The organism is Fructilactobacillus sp. X2R6C1, assembly GCF_059901295.1.
This window is the reverse complement of record NZ_JBWXUZ010000005.1, coordinates 145889-167670: the sequence shown is the minus strand read 5'-3', so window position 1 is coordinate 167670 and position 21782 is coordinate 145889. Positions and strand designations below refer to the sequence as shown.

Annotated in this window: 21 protein-coding genes; 16 read left to right on the top strand and 5 right to left on the bottom strand. The window is 36.1% G+C overall.

Translation table 11 applies throughout. From position 1 onward, the window contains the following. Positions 1-425 precede the first annotated feature (425 nt). Complete coding sequence (locus tag AC6UDF_RS06690) at positions 426-965, bottom strand: hypothetical protein (RefSeq protein WP_500694279.1); 540 nt, start codon at positions 963-965, stop codon at positions 426-428. A 141-nt stretch (positions 966-1106) separates the two neighbouring features. Here AC6UDF_RS06690 and AC6UDF_RS06685 point away from each other — a divergent pair, with 141 nt between their 5' ends. After that, a complete protein-coding gene (locus AC6UDF_RS06685; RefSeq protein ID WP_500694278.1) occupies positions 1107-2288 on the top strand; it encodes a thiolase family protein in 1182 nt (393 codons plus the stop codon). Between the two features lie 59 nt (positions 2289-2347). Here AC6UDF_RS06685 and brnQ read toward each other — a convergent pair whose 3' ends face one another. Next, entirely contained in the window at positions 2348-3700 is a 1353-nt protein-coding gene (gene brnQ / locus AC6UDF_RS06680; RefSeq protein ID WP_500694277.1) for a branched-chain amino acid transport system II carrier protein, read from the bottom strand. 144 nt (positions 3701-3844) lie between these two features. On the opposite strand from brnQ, the gene AC6UDF_RS06675 reads away from it, so the two are divergent. The 6 genes from AC6UDF_RS06675 (at position 3845) to AC6UDF_RS06650 (ending at position 8411) form a co-directional block, all read left to right on the top strand. Next, on the top strand, positions 3845-4378 hold the full coding sequence (locus AC6UDF_RS06675; protein ID WP_500694276.1) for a GNAT family N-acetyltransferase: 534 nt from the start codon (positions 3845-3847) through the stop codon (positions 4376-4378). Positions 4379-4433: 55 nt separating this feature from the next. After that, the gene (locus AC6UDF_RS06670) at positions 4434-4574 is read left to right on the top strand and encodes a hypothetical protein (protein WP_500695882.1); all 141 of its coding nucleotides are present in this window, start codon (positions 4434-4436) and stop codon (positions 4572-4574) included. 195 nt (positions 4575-4769) lie between these two features. Next, positions 4770-5525: a hypothetical protein gene (locus AC6UDF_RS06665; protein ID WP_500724139.1), complete on the top strand. Its 756-nt coding sequence runs from the start codon at positions 4770-4772 to the stop codon at positions 5523-5525. Between the two features lie 147 nt (positions 5526-5672). Beyond that, positions 5673-6131: a hypothetical protein gene (locus AC6UDF_RS06660; RefSeq protein ID WP_500710241.1), complete on the top strand. Its 459-nt coding sequence runs from the start codon at positions 5673-5675 to the stop codon at positions 6129-6131. Positions 6132-6799: 668 nt separating this feature from the next. Then, on the top strand, positions 6800-7312 hold the full coding sequence (locus AC6UDF_RS06655) for a hypothetical protein (protein ID WP_500724137.1): 513 nt from the start codon (positions 6800-6802) through the stop codon (positions 7310-7312). Positions 7313-7895: 583 nt separating this feature from the next. Beyond that, a complete protein-coding gene (locus AC6UDF_RS06650) occupies positions 7896-8411 on the top strand; it encodes a hypothetical protein (RefSeq protein ID WP_500694274.1) in 516 nt (171 codons plus the stop codon). 103 nt (positions 8412-8514) lie between these two features. Here AC6UDF_RS06650 and AC6UDF_RS06645 read toward each other — a convergent pair whose 3' ends face one another. Then, positions 8515-10611 (bottom strand): glycoside hydrolase domain-containing protein, encoded by a 2097-nt coding sequence (locus AC6UDF_RS06645; RefSeq protein ID WP_500724135.1) that lies wholly within the window; start codon positions 10609-10611, stop codon positions 8515-8517. A 289-nt stretch (positions 10612-10900) separates the two neighbouring features. On the opposite strand from AC6UDF_RS06645, the gene AC6UDF_RS06640 reads away from it, so the two are divergent. Both AC6UDF_RS06640 and AC6UDF_RS06635 read left to right on the top strand, forming a co-directional pair. Next, the gene (locus AC6UDF_RS06640; protein WP_500694272.1) at positions 10901-11218 is read left to right on the top strand and encodes a helix-turn-helix domain-containing protein; all 318 of its coding nucleotides are present in this window, start codon (positions 10901-10903) and stop codon (positions 11216-11218) included. After that, on the top strand, positions 11199-11609 hold the full coding sequence (locus AC6UDF_RS06635) for an ImmA/IrrE family metallo-endopeptidase (RefSeq protein WP_500694271.1): 411 nt from the start codon (positions 11199-11201) through the stop codon (positions 11607-11609). Before AC6UDF_RS06640 ends, AC6UDF_RS06635 begins: the two co-directional genes overlap by 20 nt. A gap of 54 nt (positions 11610-11663) precedes the next feature. On the opposite strand, the gene AC6UDF_RS06630 is transcribed toward AC6UDF_RS06635, so the two are convergent. After that, positions 11664-13403 (bottom strand): oleate hydratase, encoded by a 1740-nt coding sequence (locus AC6UDF_RS06630; protein WP_500694286.1) that lies wholly within the window; start codon positions 13401-13403, stop codon positions 11664-11666. A 195-nt stretch (positions 13404-13598) separates the two neighbouring features. Here AC6UDF_RS06630 and AC6UDF_RS06625 point away from each other — a divergent pair, with 195 nt between their 5' ends. The 7 genes from AC6UDF_RS06625 (at position 13599) to AC6UDF_RS06595 (ending at position 20234) form a co-directional block, all read left to right on the top strand. Beyond that, positions 13599-13832 carry a hypothetical protein gene (locus tag AC6UDF_RS06625; protein WP_500694270.1) on the top strand — a complete coding sequence of 78 codons (234 nt, stop codon included), beginning with the start codon at positions 13599-13601 and terminating at the stop codon, positions 13830-13832. Positions 13833-13944: 112 nt separating this feature from the next. Further along, positions 13945-15081 carry a recombinase RecA gene (gene recA, locus AC6UDF_RS06620; RefSeq protein ID WP_500694269.1) on the top strand — a complete coding sequence of 379 codons (1137 nt, stop codon included), beginning with the start codon at positions 13945-13947 and terminating at the stop codon, positions 15079-15081. Positions 15082-15338: 257 nt separating this feature from the next. Then, positions 15339-15476 carry a hypothetical protein gene (locus AC6UDF_RS06615; protein WP_500694268.1) on the top strand — a complete coding sequence of 46 codons (138 nt, stop codon included), beginning with the start codon at positions 15339-15341 and terminating at the stop codon, positions 15474-15476. 22 nt (positions 15477-15498) lie between these two features. Continuing rightward, positions 15499-15630 carry a class III lanthipeptide gene (locus AC6UDF_RS06610; protein WP_500694267.1) on the top strand — a complete coding sequence of 44 codons (132 nt, stop codon included), beginning with the start codon at positions 15499-15501 and terminating at the stop codon, positions 15628-15630. A 17-nt stretch (positions 15631-15647) separates the two neighbouring features. Continuing rightward, complete coding sequence (locus AC6UDF_RS06605; protein WP_500694266.1) at positions 15648-15785, top strand: class III lanthipeptide; 138 nt, start codon at positions 15648-15650, stop codon at positions 15783-15785. A 50-nt stretch (positions 15786-15835) separates the two neighbouring features. Next, positions 15836-18442, top strand: a complete 2607-nt coding sequence (gene lanKC, locus AC6UDF_RS06600; protein WP_500694265.1) for a class III lanthionine synthetase LanKC — start codon at positions 15836-15838, stop codon at positions 18440-18442. Between the two features lie 76 nt (positions 18443-18518). After that, a complete protein-coding gene (locus tag AC6UDF_RS06595; protein ID WP_500694264.1) occupies positions 18519-20234 on the top strand; it encodes an ABC transporter ATP-binding protein in 1716 nt (571 codons plus the stop codon). Positions 20235-20288: 54 nt separating this feature from the next. Here AC6UDF_RS06595 and AC6UDF_RS06590 read toward each other — a convergent pair whose 3' ends face one another. Then, positions 20289-21647 carry a cytosine permease gene (locus AC6UDF_RS06590; RefSeq protein ID WP_500694263.1) on the bottom strand — a complete coding sequence of 453 codons (1359 nt, stop codon included), beginning with the start codon at positions 21645-21647 and terminating at the stop codon, positions 20289-20291. Positions 21648-21782 lie beyond the last annotated feature (135 nt).

Genomic DNA, 21782 nt, shown 5'->3' with positions numbered 1-21782 from the left:
TTAATTTTAAGTTCTACAACTTAAAATTACCTTACACTTGTAATCAAAATCTTGTTCAGTTTTCAAAGATCTACTCTTGATTGTTGCTGTTTGATTCTTCCTTAACGCAACATGTTTAACTATACTACGTTGCGTTTTAAATGTCAACAGATAAACTCAATTATTTTAAATTTATTTGTTCAAGCATTGTATCCGGAGAACCCAGACAACAAAGACTATTATACAACGCTCATAATGAAGATGCAAGAGAAATGATTAAAATAATTAATTCAGTTCATAATCAGTGACTAATCGATTATTATCAAATCACTTTGTCTCCCTCACTGAGCATTTACTACTATACATGCGCTCAAATCATTTGTCAACACTTTTGGTCAAAAAAGGTCAAACTTTTTTAATTTTCATTTTTTATCAAGAAAATTGGCCTACTTTTTCTTTGAATATAAGTCAATTCCATCTTGCGGGTGTTGTCTTAGATAACGCGTCGTAAAAGCATCCACTGCACTCTTATCCTCTAAATCAACGTCAGCATCTTCCATCGCACTAACCAATTTCTTATAAAAGGCATCAAAATTAGAATCGTACATTGAACGTAATGCTTTACTATTATTTTCTACCCATTTATTCAAACTAGGACCATTACTAATAATTCCCTGATCGTTTAAATAAGAAAATAAATGGATTAAGGCAAAGGGAATTAGTTGAAACAGCGAGTCCGTTTTTTCATCACTATCTAGCATCAAGGTAAAACGATTAAACATTACGTTAGTAACCAAATCGACGTTCCAGTTCTTAGGCTGAACTCCCAACCCAACAATCGCAATTTCAGCAAAACTATCAATGATGGTATCAATCTCGTCAATCTCATCCTGCGTCTTCTCTAAGACATCAGGTTCATCATCAATATCATCTAACCAACGATCGATCATTTCCCCTACTTGTTGTACTTCTTCATCCTTATCCATGACTTCATCTCCTAAAGTATTTTTATTATTCACTTTATTATAGTAGAAACTCGAAATTAACATTAACTTTTGCACTTTAAAAAAAGTTAAGTAAAAACATGTATAATTATCAACGAATCATGTCAAAGGAGCATCGAATCTATGAATGACAATATCGTAATTGTAAGCGCAAAGAGGACTCCGATTGGTAAAATCAACGGCACCCTCGCTAGCCTGACTTCGGTTGATCTTGGAACTATTGCCGCCAAGGCAACCATCAAAGACGCAGAAATTGATCCGAAACAAATCGACCAAGTCATCTTTGGAAATGTAATTCAAGCGGGTGGTGGACAAAACGTCGCCAGACAAATCGAGTTAAACGCTGGCATTTCTGACACAGCCACCGCCTCCACCATTAACCAAGTTTGTGGTTCCGGTATGAAAGCGGTCCGACTGGGGCAATCCGCCATCCAAATGGACGATGCTGACATCGTCCTTGTCGGGGGAACCGAAAGCATGTCGAACGCTCCATACCTAAATGTGAACGAAAGAAAGGGCCACAAATTTGGCCCAATCACTTTAGAAGACAGCATTGAAAAAGACGGACTAAACGACGCTTGGAGTGGAAAACCGATGGGAATGACCGCCGAAAACGTTGCCGACCAGTTCAACATTTCAAGAAGGGATCAGGATGCTTTTGCCCTTCAGTCCCATCGAAAAGCCAGCAAAGCTCAACAAAATGGTTACTTTAATGAAGAAATGATCCCAATTGAAGTTCAGAATCGCCACGGAAGCACCGTGGTTGATAAGGATGAGGGCGTTCGTTTTGACACCTCAATGGAACAATTAAAAAAGTTAAAGCCATCCTTTAAAGAAAACGGAACGGTGACGGCCGGAAACGCCGCTAGCCTAAATGATGGAGCCTCTGCAATCCTATTAATGAAGCAAAGTAAGGCCAACGAGCTTGGTCTAACTCCGCTGGCGGTGCTGGATGACTACGCCGAAGCCGGATGTGACCCTAAAATCATGGGATATGCCCCCTACTACGCCGTTAATAAACTACTGGATAAGACGGGTCAACAAATCAGTGACTTTGATTTGTTTGAACTAAACGAAGCCTTTGCCTCTCAAAGTTTAGCGGTAGCGCGTGACCTCAATCTTCCCGATAACAAGCTTAACATTACCGGTGGTGCCGTCTCAATGGGTCACCCCCTTGGCGATTCCGGTTCGAGAATCCTCATCACCTTAATCAACAACCTCAAACGGACTGGTCAGACTAAGGGACTGGCCACCCTCTGTATCGGTGGTGGAATGGGAATGGCAATGACCGTTCACACATTATAATGAAGAAACAAAAAAAGATCTCAGTAGTTAGATTCATTTTTAACTACCGGGGTCTTTATTTATCCTTGCTTCAATTGTTTTCTGGTCTTTTTCACCGAAAGAACCAATCCAATCGCAAATCCAATCAATGCGAACAAAACCCATCCCATTCCGTACTGCGCCAGCGGCAAAAGGTCATTAATTTTAAATAACCAAGCTAATTCTGGCACGTGTTTCAACTCTGAAATGGTGGTAATTCCACTTAGAAAAGCTGGAATGGCGATGAACCAGATCGTCATTTGGTAAACAATCTTAGAGTTTTTAAGTAATGGTTTAATTAACGAAATCAAAATCAGACAGATGGAAAACGGATAAACAATCATCAAGACTGGCATGATAAACTTAATCATTTCAGTCAGACCAAGCGTTGCCAAAAACGCTGACATCACCACCGCAAAAATCAGAACGGGAAGGTACTTAAGCTTCGGGAAGACGTCAGACATTGTATCCGCAAAGGCACTACTCATCGCAATCGCTGTCTTAAGACAGGCCACAATCACAATTAGCGCCAACAAAATGTTTCCATACCCGCCAAAGTAATGCGTCGCAATCTGAACAAGGGCAATGCCACCATTCGCCGACGGCCGAAAATCGCCCAGACTGCTAGCGCCCATGTAACTTAATAGAACGTAGACAACTGCCATCATCAATCCACCAATCAAGCCGGCCTTTCCGATGCTAACGGCTAACTGCTTGGGACTTTTAACCCCTAATCCACGCACGGTTTCCACAATCACAATCCCAAAAGCAATCGATCCGGCCCCGTCTAGCGTGTTGTATCCCTCAACGAAACCTGAAAGAAGTGGGGAATGACCGTATTCACCCATTGGATGATAGAAACGTGGTGAACCCATTGGCTTAATAATCGACATGACGATGATGACCGCTAGTAAAATCAAAAACAACGGGGTCAAAAATTTTCCGATGTATTCCAGTAAGCGCCCTTGATTATACGAGAGTAAAAAAACGGCAACGAAGAAAATTAAAATAAAGCCGATTAAGCCTAACTGCTGACGACCAGAACTAAGAAATGGTGCAATTCCAATCTGAAATGAAGTGGCTGCTAAACGCGGAATGGCCAAAAGTGGTCCCATTATAAAAGAAATTAAAATCGTAAAGACGTACGCAAACGACTTGCCAACGTTTGAAGAAATTTCAAAGGCTCCAGAACTATCAGTAACCCCTAACGCAATGATGCCTAGGATGGGGAGACCCACTCCAGTTAAAACAAATCCGAGGGTTGCCCACCAAACGTTGCCACCAGCCATCTGTCCCATATTAACGGGAAAAATCAAATTGCCAGCGCCGAAGAAGATCCCAAACAACATAATTCCAACGTAAATAATCTGCCTTACACTTAATTTCTTTTCCAAGTTTTCTCCAACTTTCCTAAATTACTGTTCAATGCATTTTACCAGAAAAAAAGCCGGCTCCATAATTAATTTGGTGGTTGAAAAACCACATGAGCTTCACTATAATTATTTATCGTCTGATAATAAAAGTAAGGAAGTGTTATTATGTCTACTATTTACGTAAGAAAAGCTACTGAAGCTGACTTAAACGATATCTACACTATCATCAAAAACGCCAAGAAGTTTTTGGGCGAACAAGGCATCGACCAATGGCAAAGTGATTACCCGAGTGAAGAGGATTTAGCCAGAGACGTTAAATTTGGCATCTCATACGTCCTAGATGTTGACGGAAAAGTTGCTGGAACCGCCACCCTGCATTTAGGAATCGACCCCGATTACTTACACCTTGAAGGTGGCGAGTGGGAAAATGGTGACCAAGGTCACTACTCTGCCATTCACCGTATCGCCGTCTCAAACGACTATCGCGGTCAGGGACTAGCATCCAAATTCATCAGTGGCTTATTCACAATCTCCGCTTTTCGTGGTTTTAAAGACGTCAGAATCGACACTCATCCCGACAACAAAGGAATGCAGCACGTCATTCTCTCAAATGGTTTCACTAAACGTGGTATCATTTACGCAAACGGTAAAAAGAGTCATGGAACAAAACGTTTCGCTTACCAAATCGAATTAAAATAATAACTAGGAAGTGGCCAAATTGGGCGACACAGCGGTATTAATCAAATTAATCATAATGGCAACGTTCGGATTGATCGTAATTTTGGGCTGCATGGGATGGACCTATCACAAGACCCACAAATTAACGTCAAAACGTTTTTTGGCATTATCGGTGTTGGCAATTTGTTTCATTATCATCCTAATTATTCTGGCATAAAAAGAGGCTCAACCTATGATATTCATGGGTTGGGCCTTTTGTTTTGTAATTTTGTTTATTTTTTCTACTATAATTAATAACTAATCATTTATAATGTGTACCAGATTTCACATTCGCCCTATTAATTCTGTTATCTAAAGAATATAATTATTTATGTGTCAAAATTTAATAAAAAGTTAAGGGATGTAAACTGGTTTGAAAAACAAGAAAAATATAATTATAGTCGTTCTAGTAGTCCTCCTAGCATTTGCCTTAGGAATAATATTTGCATTTAAAATAAATGGAAATAATAACAATAGTAATAATAAGAAAAATACTACAAGTATATCTAAGAAACGTAAGCCAACTAAGCACAAAAAAGAAACTGACAACAAAAATAAGCAAGCAACTGATCAAGCTTCAACTAAAAATAACAGTTCAGATGCTGAGGAAACTGGAACAACTTTGCCTCAATCATTACAGGGAGATTATAAAGGTCCCGACGGAGAAGATGAGAAAAATTCAGATACCTTAACAATTACTAGTGAAACTGTTGGACTAGGAACTAAAGATAGTAGTATTCTAGTTAAATCATATAAAAAGAATGGAAATACTTATACCATTAAAGGTGGTAGTAATTCTGGTGATGGTGATACCACGGCATCATCAACTATGAGTAAGCCTGAAACAATCCAACTTATTATAAATCAAAATGGTAGTATAACTATAATGGGAAGTACGAATGACCATTTAAATAGTACATTTAGTGCCTCTAATTCTAGCGATAATAGCTCTGACAATGACTCCTCAGATACTGACACTAATTCAAACGACGATAATTCAGATTCAAATACTGATTCTAATGATAATAATTCAGATTCTGATAATGACAATAACTCAGATACTGATACCAACTCTGACGATGACACAACTACAGAACCCAATACCAATAATGACCAAGATAATGATTAATCAATAAAAATATTCGGTTTTAATTATCATCCTAATTATTCTGGCATAAAAAGAGGCTCAACCCATGATATTCATAGGCTGGGCCTTTTGTTTTGGAATTTTTGAAATGACGAAAAACGTGTAAAATGAAATAGAGGTGAATTATAGGTGGGAAATAAATTAGACTATGATAAAAATCAAAAGGAAATTATAAGTAAAGCTTCAAAAATATCTAGGCACTTATTACTTTCATTAATTATAGCAATTCTAATCTTTATAATTGGAATTTTGATTTTATCTTCTACGAATAACAAACTAATTAATTATATTGTCTCATTCATTTTTGGTGTTTCTTTTACAATTATTGTCTCTAAAACTGGCTTAATTTTAATGCTTCACAAAAAGACAAAGAAAAAGGGAGCCAAACAATTACAAAGAAAGTCAGACATGATTAAGCTATTCACTATTATTTTAATGCTTTTAGCATTTTTTCTATTAATAACATCAATTATTATAGTAGTGTTTAGTAACAATCAGTTTGTAATTGATTATTTTACAAGTTTAGCAGGAGTATTCACTTCATTTACCCTACTATATTATTATTTATGCAAAAGCGTATTGAAGTAAGAAAGCATCGTAATTAAAAAGTTTAAGCAAAAAATACATCTTAATAGTTATTCCTATTCACTGACTTAACCGTAATAAAAGAGTATGCATCAAAATGCTGACCTTTTTGCATATTAAATAGTTTACTAGGAGTACATAAATGATATTTCATGACTTATATACAACATTTAAATGGATAACTTACATTTTAGCTTTATTGGGCTTTCTTTATATTCTTGTTGCATCTATTCGTTCTAAAATTTATTTAATAAAAAACCCATAATTCTAAATACAAATTGCATAACATTAAATATATGATTATGATATTTTTCTATTGTTGCATAACCAGTTACTTTAGCCACGCCTTCTTTGATAAACATTACATAACCAATAATGCAGAGAAGCGACGTCAATTTTTACTCCACAATAATCTAGTCTTTTTCATTTTAACTGTGTTAGCTGCTTACTTCATTATCCTCATCTTTTTAACTACTAGAAAAAAGTTAAATGATGATGCAAGTTTAACTGTTAAATCTATAGCATATCGAACATTAAAATCAAAGTTTTTTAAACACATTAACATTGCGTATTGGTTGGTAATTTGTTCTTGCGTCGCTGCAAGTGTAAACATCGTGTTAGTCACTATCTATCATTTACTTTAAGAAAAATAACATTTGAGGTGAAATAAAATGCCAGAAAAGGCCAATTACATTAAAGATCGAAAAGAATTTTTACATAAGTATCATACTGCTTCTCGCTTATTGGTCCCTTCTATCATAATATCAGTAATTTTTTTAGCCATAGGATTTACTCTCATCAAGCTAGATGTAAATAAGGTTATTATTTTAATAATGGGATTACTGACTGGAATTGTACTGGCATTATTTATAGCCTCATTAGGAGCATGGTTAAATTTAAAAATAAAAAAAACTAAGAGTGCAAATTTAATGAGAAGGAAATACTACCTTAATTTATGGATCTTAATAATTTTATTTGTCTTTGGTATATTACTTTTTATTATTTTAATTGTACTGATGCCAATTTTACATAATTTAAGTTATATATATCTTGTTTCTAACATGACCACATTTTCAGTTTTTGGAAGTATATTTATTTATTCGATGGAAAAAGACATCTTAAAGTATCGAAAAAAGAAGTATTTAAAAGAATTTACTGAGGGGATTAAAAAAGATGGAACATAAGGGCATTGATAACGTACTTTTACTGGAGGAATTATTTTGCAATCATATTTTCAATTAGGTTATTATCTGCTGGCTAAATTATTCTTTTTTTGTATGCTTATAGTAATTATCTATGAAATTGTTGCCTATGAGCGTTCCAGACATTATTTAAGAAAAAGGGGAGAAATATTTAACAATATTTCTCCCCTAATATACATTTTGATTCTTTTTCTATATTTTGCCTCTAACAATATCATTGGACATACTTTAACTGATAATTATATGTGGAACAAAACATTAACAGATCGCTGGAATTATTTAATCGGGAACCCTAGTGGACTAATTATGCTAATGTCATACGTAATTATTCTGACTAGTATTGTTTTGTACATGACAATCAAACGCTGGAACATTTACAATAATGGGAACCAACAACCAAAATTAATTAAGCAACTGAAACAATCATTTTTTAAACATATTAACTATATCTATATATTAATTATATTTACTTGCATAATTTCATTTATTAATGTTGCATTAGGAATAATCTATCATTTTGTATTTTACTAATAAGGTAATATCCTAATTGTGAGGAGGAAGATAAATGTCAGAAAAACCGGACTACATCAAAGACTACCAAGAATACTTACATAAATACCACATTATGTCACGCTTATTGCTACCATCCATTATATTGGTAATCATTACCTTCACTTTGGGATCCATTCTCCTTAATATGCATGCAAACAAATTCATCCTTTGGATCATGGGGACAATCGATGGAATTACATTCTCGCTATTTATTACCGCACTAGGAACTACAATAAGATTAATGATAGAAAAATATAAGATTAAGCATATGCGACCTTCAAGGTTAAAACATTATTATTGTTTATGGGTCATTATTTTATTTCTGTGTTTTGGAATTTTTGTTTTCATTGGATCAATTGAAATACTATTACTTTCAAACAATTTATGGGAGGCATATGAATCTCCAATGCTGCCAACGTTTTTAATTTGCTCTGGATTTTTATTATATTATCTTTCTAAAAGCACCTTAAAATATCGGAAAAAGAAATATTCAAAAGAACTTACTGAGGGAATTAAAAAGATGAAATAAGTAATTGAGATATAAATCAATAAATGGACCTGTAATTACAAATTACAGGTCCATTTATTTAATCATTTTAATACAACATAAATTACGCAAATAATGACATATATCATCCTACTAGTGCCGCTAAAAATGCAACTATTACAGCAATACCAACACTTTCACCCTCAATTGCATATCTTACATATGCCGGTGTCAACGCAAGCGTATCAGTCTTTTCTCCTAATTTATCGGTAACCTCATCATAAGCTTTTTCATAACTCTTAAAGTCAGGATAATCATGTGGATGAGAATCAATATCTATTGAAATAGAAAGCTCTGTATCAAAACTTTTATTATTAATTTTTAACTTAAAAATATTAAATTCTACTGATATACTCCAACCGTCTTTAGTTTCTACAATCTCAATTGAAACTTGACCATCTTCAATTTTTTGAACAAATTCCCACTTATTAAATAAACTAACGATGTATACGCCAGCATTAACATTGTTATTACAACTTTGCATGACCCAATCAAACATAAATTTTAGTGGTAATTTCCCATTACTAATGGTAAACATCCCAGATCCATGGACTGGCTTAATATCAGCTTCACCTACTAAAGTAATTTTTAATGATTTATTATCATTGTATAGCACATAAGGAACATCAATTTCTACCTGTGTATTATCAACAATATTCTTTAAAGCTTCTTTAGCAGACATTTCTCCAATTCCCGTTGGCTTAATCTTATTAGTACCATCATCTCTACCAGACGACGCATCTTGGTCAATCGCAATGTCACCTAAACTGTATTCAACAAATTGGTCAATTGCCCAATTTTTAGGCATCTGATAACCCAAATTTCCACTATATCCAGTTGACATATCAGATACAAACGCCGTTTTTGCAAGTCCTTTACCAAGGGCTTGAGCACAAACATTTCTGGTTCCGTAAATTCCTGCTTGATAACTTGAGCCGCCTAATGCTTTTTTGACTCCCTCCATATATGGAATAACCGTACTATCAATGTCACCAGCTTGAATATCAGTATCAACAGCAAAGTAAATAATAGTATCCTTTGGGAATCCAAGCCGTTGTGCTGTTGCATTTGCAATTCCTGCATCAGCACAACCCTGGCCGTATTTAAAGTATTCCTGACTGCCATCATTATCTTGATAGATTGGAAACACCTTTAGGCCACCATCAGTAATTCTTTTCAGTTCATCATCAGTCAGATTTTTGTTACGACGTTTTGAGCCAGTGCCAACTGATCCAGTTAAATAGCGACCAACAATTTCAAAGCCATAATTTTTGATGTTTTTAACGTCTTTATCACTTAATTGAAATGAAGTATCACAAGCATTTGAATCTCGATTAGTATTCCCATTACTGGTAAGCAACCCCTTGATAACGGTTAAATCAGCTTTCCCTGTAAATGGTGGTAAATTCATAAACTTCCTAAAATTAACCACATCTTCAGCAACCGAATTATTAAATACTCCATCAACAGATCCACTCAGAAAATCATTAACCATTAATCCATATTGAAGTAGCTTAACGCCTGCACCTTTGTCCCCTTCAGTTAAAGTTGGCGTTTTATTAATGGTTCCAGGTCCATAAACTCCGTTTGCTTGTCCAGGTGTCATTCCTTCAACAGCTTGCAGGGCATAAATCAAAGCTGTGTTTGTATTTCGTTGATACAAACCATCAGTTGGAACCAAGCCAAGATCATCACCAAAATAATCTAAATAGTTATGGTTTAAATATTGTTGCATTTGACGATATTTCTTTTTACCACCATCAAGTAATTCAAAGGCAGCCATATCAAATAGACCAGCCATTAATGGAACAGTAACCCCACCTTTATCTAATCCAGCATCATTACGTAATTTATTTACTGCATTCTGTGTATCTTTGGTATATTTCTCATCAAACGCATTCGGGCTAATTCCCTTACACCAAAAAGCACCCTGAATTAACTTCGCAATCTTGCCCTTGTAACCGACCTTCAACTGATCGACCATTCCACTTAGTGCTTTCTTGGTTTTATCACCAAAACCACTACCAAGTGGACTAATCCCTAGTTCATGCTGAAGTCCCATTCTTAAAGCATAAATAGTTGGCCAACCCGTCTTTCCATTTTCCTTGACCTTATCAAATCCTGAAACATTACCGTATTCTTGGTTCAACCACTTTTGAACGCTTAAAACTTGTTCATCCATAATTATTTCCTCCTAAAATTTTCTTTATAAAATTTAAGAGCTAGCGCTAACTCGCACGTAAACACATCAAAATCAATTTGCAATCATGTAGAATAATCATTGAATCTTATAGACAAAAGTTCTACAATGATGGTAAAGAAAATCAGCTGAAATAATCTAAACCGACATCTCTTCGAGGTTGTTGCTTGATTTCTCATCTGTTTACAAGAACAATCATATATCCATTATTTCTACATGTCAACAATTTCATAGATTAATTTTCTATGTAAATAATTAAAAGGAGTCAAAAATGTCGATCTATCAACGGGTTAAAGAGCTTGCTAAAAATAAAAATATTTCCATTCGCGAATTAGAGCATCAACTTGGGTTCTCCAACGGAACCATGCAAAAGTGGGACCAAACCGCTAATTCGCAAAAACTCAAAAAAGTTGCCAACTACTTCAACGTCTCCGTTGACTATCTCTTAGGAAACTCAACTGGTAACTCGGCTGACTTAGATGACCTCTCAACGATCATGATGTTTGGGGGCAAACCCATCCCAGAAGAAGACCGTGAAACAGTCGTGGAAATCTTAAGGAAACTTCGAAATGCACGAAATCATCAATAGTCTTTTTAACTATGCGTTAGATAATGACATTGCCGTTGTATACACGGACAAACTCCATCAAAATACTCAATCCTTTGCGGACGTTCGTTCCCATTCAATTGTGATTAATGCCAACTGGCAGCTACGAAAACAACTTCCATTTATCATTGCGCACGAAATTAGCCACGTCCTGCAGTGCGATCAGGATGATGCCATTCTTAGTTTTACCACTCTGATGAATCCCAAGTACGAACAGAAGGCCAACGTGAATGCCGTTAGGCTTCTAGTTCCCTTCTACGCTGACAACAAGGAAATTGACCAGCTTAACCTAGAGGAATTCATGGATTTATTTGCCATCCCGGATTCACTACGTGACGTGTGTTTTACTGAAATTAAAGACTATGTTGATTGAAACATCAAAAAAGCTCAACTTCATTTCGAAGTTGAGCTTTTCATTTACGATCATCTATTCAAATAATTTTTTAGCGGCCTTGGCCAGAATCTTCGGATTCTTATCAAATCGTGGGTTGTCCACGAGTTTTGACATTGGAACACCAGCAAAGTGGTAAGCGGCCATTTCACCAGAACGAACGGCACTTTGTTCGGTGAAGACCATTTGGTAAGGTTGTTCAACAAACTCACCGGTGAATGCTAGATTCGTTGAATGGTCAGGGATGACCTTGGGACGGTCAATTTTAGCACGGTTGTTAAACAATGCCGAAGCGTATGGCATGTACACCGGAACGGAGTTGACAATTGAATCCATGATTTCCTTTTCTTTATCACGGATATTTACGGGACCCGGGTCGACCTTTGAAAGCTGTCCGATCAACTCCTGAACCATTTCTTTTCCAGTCATCTTGATGTACTGCTTGTCAACGAATTCACCGCGACGGTATGGATACAAGAAGTAACCCCAAAGAACGGTTTCGTTTGGCTTTTGGTCGGTGAAATGAGGTTGATGATGAACCACAATCGACATTCTCACGTCTTTTTGACCTAACGGAGTAATTGGACTCGTTGATAGGAAGGAGTTCAAAGCATTCCCAGGCAGTTGCGTAGTAATACGGGTGATTTCGTTTAAGAAAGTATGATCCTTAGTGGTTACGGTAAAACTACTCCAGCCACTGGCATTCCGGTCGGCGAAGAACTTGTCCGGATTACCTAAGTTGTAGAAGTGATTGGTGGCTTTCTTCCACAAACTTGAGGCAGCCCCATAATCAGTGTTCTCACCGGACGGGGTGTTGAAGTCTCCAAGCGTAGCCGAATCGGTGATGGAACCATTGGTGAAGAAGACCGCAGTATCATCATCGACATCAATGTGTTCATCTTTACCAGTGTCAACGTTCTCCATTTCTAGGCCCTTAACGGTAATTTCTTCGTTCATTGGGGTTTCTTTGAAGTCCCAATCATTAACCCGACGATTCAAGACAAACGTTACGCCTTGTTTCTTCAAGTAATTAATTAATGGTAGCATCAAACTTTCGTACTGATTGTATCGAGTTCGGTTAACCCCCACGAGCGTGTTAATTTGGGTAAATTCGTAAATCATTTGGTGCATGTAACGCCTGAGTTCTTGAGCTGAACTCTGGGTACGAAAGGCAAAGGTTGTCTCCCACATGTACCAGAAGTTAGTTTGAAACATGTGGGGATCGTCCTTGAAGTAATCAGCAATGGAGACGTTATCAAGTTCGGTTTCTTTGTCGTCTGGCATCATGATTAACTTCGTCAATAGGAGCCGATCCTTGTTGTTAAATCCCATTTTAGCGGAATTAATAATGCCCTTTTCGCCTTCCATCAAACGCGCTTTATCGTAGGTCCGATGCTTAGAATCAAAGTCACGAGTGTCCTCTGCAGCCGTCATTCCCTCTTCGGTGGCTGACGGAACCCGACTTAAGAGATCCATCAAATCAACGTAGGTCCGGTAATTCAACATTCTTCCCCCACGAGCGACAAAGCCAGTCTGGTCAGACGTTTCGTGATTGCGATTCCAGTATTCATTACCGGTCACGTCCGTTTTGGCACCATCATTTGCGCCATGGTCGTCTAATGAATAGAAAGTAATGTTCTTTCCGTCCCAGTGACCTTCTTGAATCAAGTAAACGGCGGCGGCCATGTTGGAAATGCCGGCACCAATCATAATTGCTTTTTTCTTAGTCATATTAAACCTCCTAGATTTAAATACGTAGTAAGCATTTGTCTCTATGTTAGCAGTTTCACATATGCTTATATCTATATTATAACGTACCCAAAAGTTGGAATGTAACTTATCAATTTGATTTAATAATTTATTTAATTAATGTTCTTACGTCAACCATTAAGCAACTCACATGTCAGCCTGCGAATAGATAATTAAGGTCGTAATCTGGTACAATATAGTAGAAGAAAGGTGGTAATTACTATGCCAGAAACAGTATTTTTCAATCCCGGCGACTCACTTGGAAACTTTCACGACTATAATGATGCAGTTCGTTCTGCTCAACTTTACCGTGACAAACAAGTGGAGGCCAAAAACGTCGTAGTAGTTCATGGAAAAGACAAAAAATCATTCGATATTTTCCTTTCGGATAACGCTCAATCAGATGCTAAAAATAACGATCAAACTTCGCCCTATTACGTTAATAAACGAATCTAATTAATTGATTTAATTTAATTGGAAATTACGTAATTATTAGTGTACAATTGATTATATTAAATAACCAAACGTATGTTCGCAATTACGTAATATGTAAAAAGAAAGGAATTTTATGGCAAATTCTAAAAACAGTGTCGACGGGCGTCAAATCGAGCTCGATAAAGCACTCAGCAAAATCAAAAAAGAATTTGGAACTGGCGCTATCATGCGGATGGGCGAATCCCCTAACCAAAACGTTGATTCCATTTCAACCGGCATTTTATCCTTAGATATCGCCCTTGGCATTGGGGGTTTCCCTCGTGGCCGAGTCGTTGAGATCTTCGGTGCCGAATCATCTGGTAAAACCACGATTGCCCTTCAGACCGTTGCTGCCCTCCAACAAGCTGGCGGAACGGCCGCATACATCGATGCCGAAAACGCGATGGATCCGGAATACGCTCACAGCCTGGGAGTTAACATTGACAACCTTTTGTTATCGCAACCAGGAACCGGTGAAGAAGGACTGCAAATTGCCGATGCACTGGTACAATCCGGTGCTATCGACTTAATCGTTGTCGACTCAGTAGCTGCCCTAGTTCCGAAGTCTGAAATTGAGGGTGACATTGGTGATTCTCACGTTGGTTTACAAGCTCGTCTAATGTCACAGGCACTTAGAAAACTAGCTTCCAGTATCAACAAGACCAATACCGTCGTTATCTTCATTAACCAACTAAGAGAAAAAGTTGGTGTGATGTTCGGTAACCCAGAAACAACTCCTGGTGGTCGGGCCCTTAAGTTCTACTCAAGTGTGCGACTCCGTGTTAGTTCTGGTAAGCAATCAAAGGAAGGTCAAGACGTCGTTGGTCGAGAAACCAAGATTAAAGTCGTAAAGAACAAGGTGGCTCCCCCATTCAAGACCGTTGACACTTTGATGAGTTTTGGAAAGGGTATCGAACCGATTGCTGACATGGTCAACCTAGCCGTTGACAAAGACATCGTCGACAAATCTGGATCATGGTACTCATACGGTGAGGAACGACTGGGACAAGGCCTAAATAAGACCGTGGCCAATCTGCGTGACAAACCTGAGATGGTCGAAGAAATCAAGAACAAGGTCAGAGAAGCCTATGGCATTGCCAATGATGAAGAATCAAAGGACGATGACAGTGACAAGGATGCAAAATCCAAGTCAACTGACAATAAGGCCACTACTAAGAAAACAACCAAAGCAAGTACCAAAAAAGATAGCGAAACTAAGTTAGACGTTTAATTAAATGGAAAAGCATCAAATCATTATGTAATGATTTGATGCTTTTTTAATACAAATAATAATCTTGATAAAGCTTTAAACAATATTTTAATTAAATCTACATAAGTCAAATATCGAATACTCAAATGAATTTTCAGTGTAATTACACAACTATAAAAAACAATTTTTATAACTTTTAAAAAATTGTTGACTTTCTATATCGTTTAATTTATATTAATTATGGTAATTAAACCTCTCACAAGAAAGGAAGATTTAATATGAAGTACTTGCTTAATTTACAAGCACAACCAAACGTGGAGTTAAAGAAGAAGCGTCGTCATCACCATCACGGAGTACGAAGTAATATCAGTGTTCAATGTGATGTTCGAAGCAATGTAAGTGTCTTCTGTCAGTAATTTAACAATAGGTGTATTTATTATGAAAACTTTGCTAGACCTCCAAAAGACTGTGGGTAAAAATGCCAAGAAGCTTGTTGGCGGGAAAAAAGATTCTCATATTAGTGTTATGGGATGTGGCAACAACAGCAATATTAGTATTATGTGCAAATAATACTATAGGAGCATTTCATGAAACCTATTCTGCAATTACAACAACTTGATAATGTAGCATTAAGAAAAAAGCGCCGAAAAGGACGTAAGGGTTCTCATCTGAGCGTTGGATGCACAATTAACAGTGACGTTAGTATTCTTATATGCAAGAGATAAGAGAGCCCTAATAGGACTCTCTTTTTATTTTAAACTTAAAGGATGTAGTTATGGATTTAAGATATTTAGATTATTTAAAAAAAGGATCATTATTTTATCAACCCACCACAGCCGAAACAAACAGTTTAATTTATAAAGTTACTATTCACGACAAGGATAAATGGAATCATCATATCGATAAAAATTGGAATTATTTTATCAATAAAAATAGACAACTGCCAAACCAAGGGTGGAAAATTCATGTAACATCTCCCATTGATTACGCGCAAAAAACATTGGACCAAATCACACCGTATTTGATAGAAAATAACATTTCTTTTAAATTTGTTCCTACCAAAAAAGAATTAATTATGAAAAATTCAAAATATGGTGATCGATCTGCATGTGGAAAATTCATAACAATTTACCCCAAAGATGAAGATCAATTTATTCAACTATTAAGTCCCCTAACTGACCTAACCAATGACATCCCCAAGGGTGCATATATTTTAAACGATAAACAGTGGTACAATTCCAACATCTTCTTTAGGTATGGGGGATTTATTGGAATGCCAATGGTACATGATGGAAAAACGATCATGGGAATCAAAAATCCAAATGGAGAGTTAGTGCCAGACTTAAGGGTTCCATACTATAACGTTCCCTCATTTATTTCTGAACCAAAAGAAATTAAAAAAATGGATAAAATACAAACGATTGAATATTCCAAAATTGATTTAACTAAATTCAAACGCTATGAGGTTATTTCCGCAATTCACTTTAGTAATGGTGGCGGCGTCTATCAAGTCACAAAAGATGGTAAAAATTATGTAATGAAGGAGGGACGAAAACAGTCTGGAATTGATGCACAAGGGAATGATGGTTTTTTCCGTGTAAAGAATGAATACAATACCCTAAAAAAATTAAATGGGATTAACAGAACAGTTAAGGTCTATGATTATTTTGAGATATGGGAAAATAATTACTTGATTGAAGAATTTGTTCCTGGAAATTCATTATCCGATTTCATTCCAGAAAACTTTCCTTTCTCATACGAAAAGAATCGAAATGAATATTTAAAACTTATAGATCAATTAATCAAACAATTAAAAGTGGCAATCACAGAAGTTCATCAGGCTGGTTTTGCTATTGGTGACTTAAATCCAAATAATATTATGGTTACTCCTAACAATAACATTAAACTAATCGATTTTGAGACTGCTACCCTCCTCTCAAATGAATATCATCCAGAACTACAAACTATGGGATACGTTAATTCTAAAATTAGTGACTTTAAAAGTGCTGATTGGTTTGCTTACATGAGGATCTCAAGATTTTTGTTACTACCGATTGAGTTCGTTTCTGATTTGTCTTTAAAAATTGAAGAAAATCAAAATAAATGGATAACAGATTATTTTGGAGAAAAAGCACTTGATATATTACAAAATACAGAAAAGGATTGTAAAAATTTCATTCCAAAATTAAAGAACATTTTCGACGTCCCAAAATTTGAAATCAATATAAAAGCAGTAGACAAACTCATCAATGGGTTAAAAACCGGAATAATTGAATATTCATCAAATCAAAATGATAGTTTTTCAGGTGGTGACATTAGACAATTTATTGACAAGCTTGGAAAAGTTAACATCGCTAATGGTGGTTTTGGAATACTAATGGCATTAAATCGGAGTAATACAAAGTTAACAAAAGAAATCAATTGGGCTAATAATAGCAGCAAAAATCTTATTAGCCACTTCAATGAAGACACCAGTCTTGGACTATTTAATGGTATTTCAGGAATCGCGTCTATTTTAGATGATTTAAACTTACAGGAACATTCAAACCAATTTCTTGAATTTATACTTGATCAAAAAAATAGAATTTTAAAAGAAACAGATTACACTCTTTACTCTGGATTAAGCGGAATTGGTTTAAGTTTACTAGCCTTCTTTAAAAAAAATAATAATAATAAATTTTTAGAAATGAGTAAATTAATCGCGATCCGCTTAAATACATTATTTATAAATGGTTCGGGAACTCAACCAGATGATGAAGATACCATTCCTTATGGATTAATGAATGGATGGTCAGGCGCGAGTTTATTTTTATTACTACTATTTGATGTAACAAAAAACAAAGAAACTCTGAAAAATGCCAAAGATATGTTGAATTTTGAACTAGATAAAAACATTGAAATTTCCGACTCACAATCTGCAGAGATTTTGGATAATTCAATTGGTTTTCCCAGAATACTTCCATATCTAGGAGAAGGAGGAGTTGGTGTCGGATTAGTATTGAGCCAATTTATTAGACGCTTACATGAATTTCAAAACGAAAAATATTTAAACCTTCAAGAACAATTCACTAAAAATCTCCAAACTTACTGCACATACTCATCTGGACTAACCAGAGGGATCAGTGGAATTATCCTTATAGGAATTGATAATAAAAACAAATTATCCGACATCGATAAATTAGTCCAGTCATTAGAAAACTATCTGCTTGTAGATTCTAATAATAATATTATGTCACCCGGAACATATGGATATCGTTTTTCAAATGATTTGTTTACTGGAAATGCTGGTCTAATGACTGTCTTACAAGGCATTAAAGATAATAACGCTTGGAAATGGATGCCAGTGCCTAAATCTGTCTTAAATCAACTGTTTCTTTCCTAATCAAAATTAAATTAATGTCATCGTATAAAATCATTTATTATGATTAATTCTTAAATAAATTAAAAGTAGGAAAATAATGAAAAAGACAAAAATTAATTTCATTAAACTAGATGCCGGCTTCTTCGTTGGACTCGGTTTAAGTCTGATTGGAACAATAGTTTCTTTATTTATTCCCCTATTAATTGGTAAGGCTATCAACATTAAATCGTTACTCAGTCAAAAAAATAATACGTGGACAATTATTGGAATTTTGGCCTTGCTAATTTTTAGTGCCATTTTTACAGCAATTAGTGGATATTTGCTTAGTCGTTCAGGAGCCAAACAAATTGCAAATATTCGCACTCGTATTCAAGATCATCTTCTTTATTTACCAACTACCTATTTTGATAACCAATTAAGTGGAAAACTTTCTAGTAGAGTTATTAATGATGCCTCAATAATTCAAAACTTTACTACTGAAATAATTCCCTCTTCAATTAGTGGAATAATTACTGTGGTGGGAACATTTGCAATTTTATTTTCACTTGATTGGAAACTATCTTTACTTATCTTAATTGCATTTCCACTAGACGCGATGGTTACCATCCCAATTGGAATAATTGATGAGAAGGTTTCAATTAAATCTCAAGAGAAACTAGCTCAAATGAATGAAACCAGTTCTGAAAGTCTTAGAAACATTCGAGCGGTTAAATTAAATAACGCAGAACATAGTATCCAAAATAAATTCAAAAAAGACGTAAATGCACTTTATCATTTATCACTAAAAATGAATGCAATTTTTGCTATAACAGGTCCAATTCAAACCATGTTTGGACTTTTATTGATTATTATAATCATTTGGTACGGTGGTGTTCGGGTATCAGCTGGAACTCTTTCCATTGGAACCCTAGTCGCTTTTCTAATGTATCTATTCCAAGTAATTGGACCAATTAATGTCATAGCTGATTTCTATGCAAGCTACAAGCAAGCAAAGGGAGCAACAAAACAAATTACTAGAATCTTACAGTTAAGTCCAGAAAATAACTATAAAAATCCTGTTATTAAAAACACTTCAAAAAATTCAGTTATTAAATTAAAAAATGTATCTTTTTCTTATGAAAATCACCTAGTACTAAGTAATGTTTCAATGGATTTTACTCCTGGTGATAAAATTGCAATCGTTGGTCCCTCAGGCGCTGGGAAAACCACTATTATCAATTTATTAACAAGACTTTATCCAATCCAATATGGAAAACTCTTGTTTGATGACAATGACGCTTCTAATTTTTCTATTTCGCAATGGCGTTCGCTTTTTGGAGTAGTAACTCAAGATAACACTATTTTTTCTGGAACATTTTATGATAACTTAGTTCTTGGTTTAGTAAATATCCCAAGCAAATCAGAAATATCAACAGCAATTAAAATTGCTGATTTAGAAAATTGTGTATCATCATTACCAGATGGAATAAAAACAATCATTGGTGAACAAGGACTTAAATTATCTGGAGGACAAAGACAACGATTACAAATTGCTAGAGCATATTTAAAACATCCTAAATTCCTAATTCTTGATGAAGCAACTTCTAGTCTGGACTCTGATTCTGAACAATTAGTAACACATGAAATTGATAAGATGATGACCGGCAAAACAATTATTGCCATTGCACACAGACTTTCAACCATTATAAATGCCGATAAAATATACTTTCTAGACCGTCACAAAATATTAGGCTTTGGAAACCACGAAGAATTAATGAATCGAGTTCCAGAATATCATCGCTTCGTAAATGAACAATTCATTGATAAAAACTAAAAAAGCATCAAATCATTACATAATGATTTGATGCTTTTTTAGTTTGTTATTTAATTACGCTTTTCTCATTAACTTACTACCGACATAGTAGATAATGGCAATCACAATCATGGAAATGAAGGTGGCACCAACCGTCGCCTTAATAATTGGCAACATGTTTAACGCAATGTACAATACCACCCCGATGGCAATACATAACATCGCAAACCAGTTAATTCCATTTTTGTACCAATATTTCCCTGCGGGAGTTTCTAAAGCTTTCAAATCGTATTTCCCATCTGACAACCCAAAGTAATCAACCACCAAGATGGCAATGATTGGACCAAGGAACATCCCAGTATAGTTTAGAAATGCGGTAAAGGCATCAAGGAAACTACCGTTAATCAAAGGAACCAGCGTCAAAATCATGGACAAGATGGTAACGATGAACAGCGATTTATTCAAACTAATCTTAGGAATCAGGTTATTTAGAGCGGAGCCACCAGACTGAATGTTGACGGCGTTAGCAGTCATACTGGTCAAAACAATGACAACCATCGCGATGACACCCAGTCCCAATTTATTAGCAACCGTACTAGGATCGGAGTTATTAGGATTAAAGACCCCGGACGTCAAAGCAACACTCAGCGTCGTGCACAGACCGATGATGACGAAACTGACCATCCCAAGAATGGCACCGACGTATGGAGCCTGGGTGGCAATGCGTTTACTGGAAGTGAACCGGGTAAAGTCAGCTCCACCAACTACCCAGCCAAGGGCAGCCGCAGCAATCGTATCGAGGGCGACCCCAAATGGCATCCGGGCTTTCATTGGAACTTGATACTTGGCAATCTGTGAAAACGAAACGTCACGAAAGACCACGATGACTTCGATAATCACAAAAATAATTACCAAAATCACTCCAATTCGTTCGATAATTTGAACGGACTTGGGACCAGCAATAATACTAAGTAAGTGCAGAATGCTCATGATGATAATTCCAACAATAATCCCAAAGTAACCGCCAGGTTGACCAAACAACGCCCAGCCAAACATACTGTGAAACAGATACGCAAGTGACGTGGCGGCGATAAACGTATTAACGGCCGTCCACCCCATAAAGAGCGTCAGGTTAATGACTGATGGCACGACACTTCCCCGAATTCCAAAGGGAGCTCTGGACAAAATCGTGGTCGATGCTCCCGTTTGGTATCCCATGTAGCCCACCATGCTCAAAAACGCGAAAGCAATTGCCGAAGCAATGACGGCGGAACTAATTCCGCCAAAGAAACCAGCGGCGGCAATCACGCCACCAATGAACCAGGTTCCGTTGTTAGCGTTCGCTCCGAACCACGTGGCAAACATATCCCAATAGTTCATGTCTCGTTCGGAAATTGGGATTGACTCAAATGCATATTTCTTATTTCGCTCCATTTTATCCTCCAATTATTAACGACTGGTTTGGTTTACTGTCTGATGGTCGTATTTGCAACTTATTTCAAGTATACCACTGAAAGAATCCTTCACAACGAATAATTCGAACGCCTCCTCAATTACTAAAATTCTGAA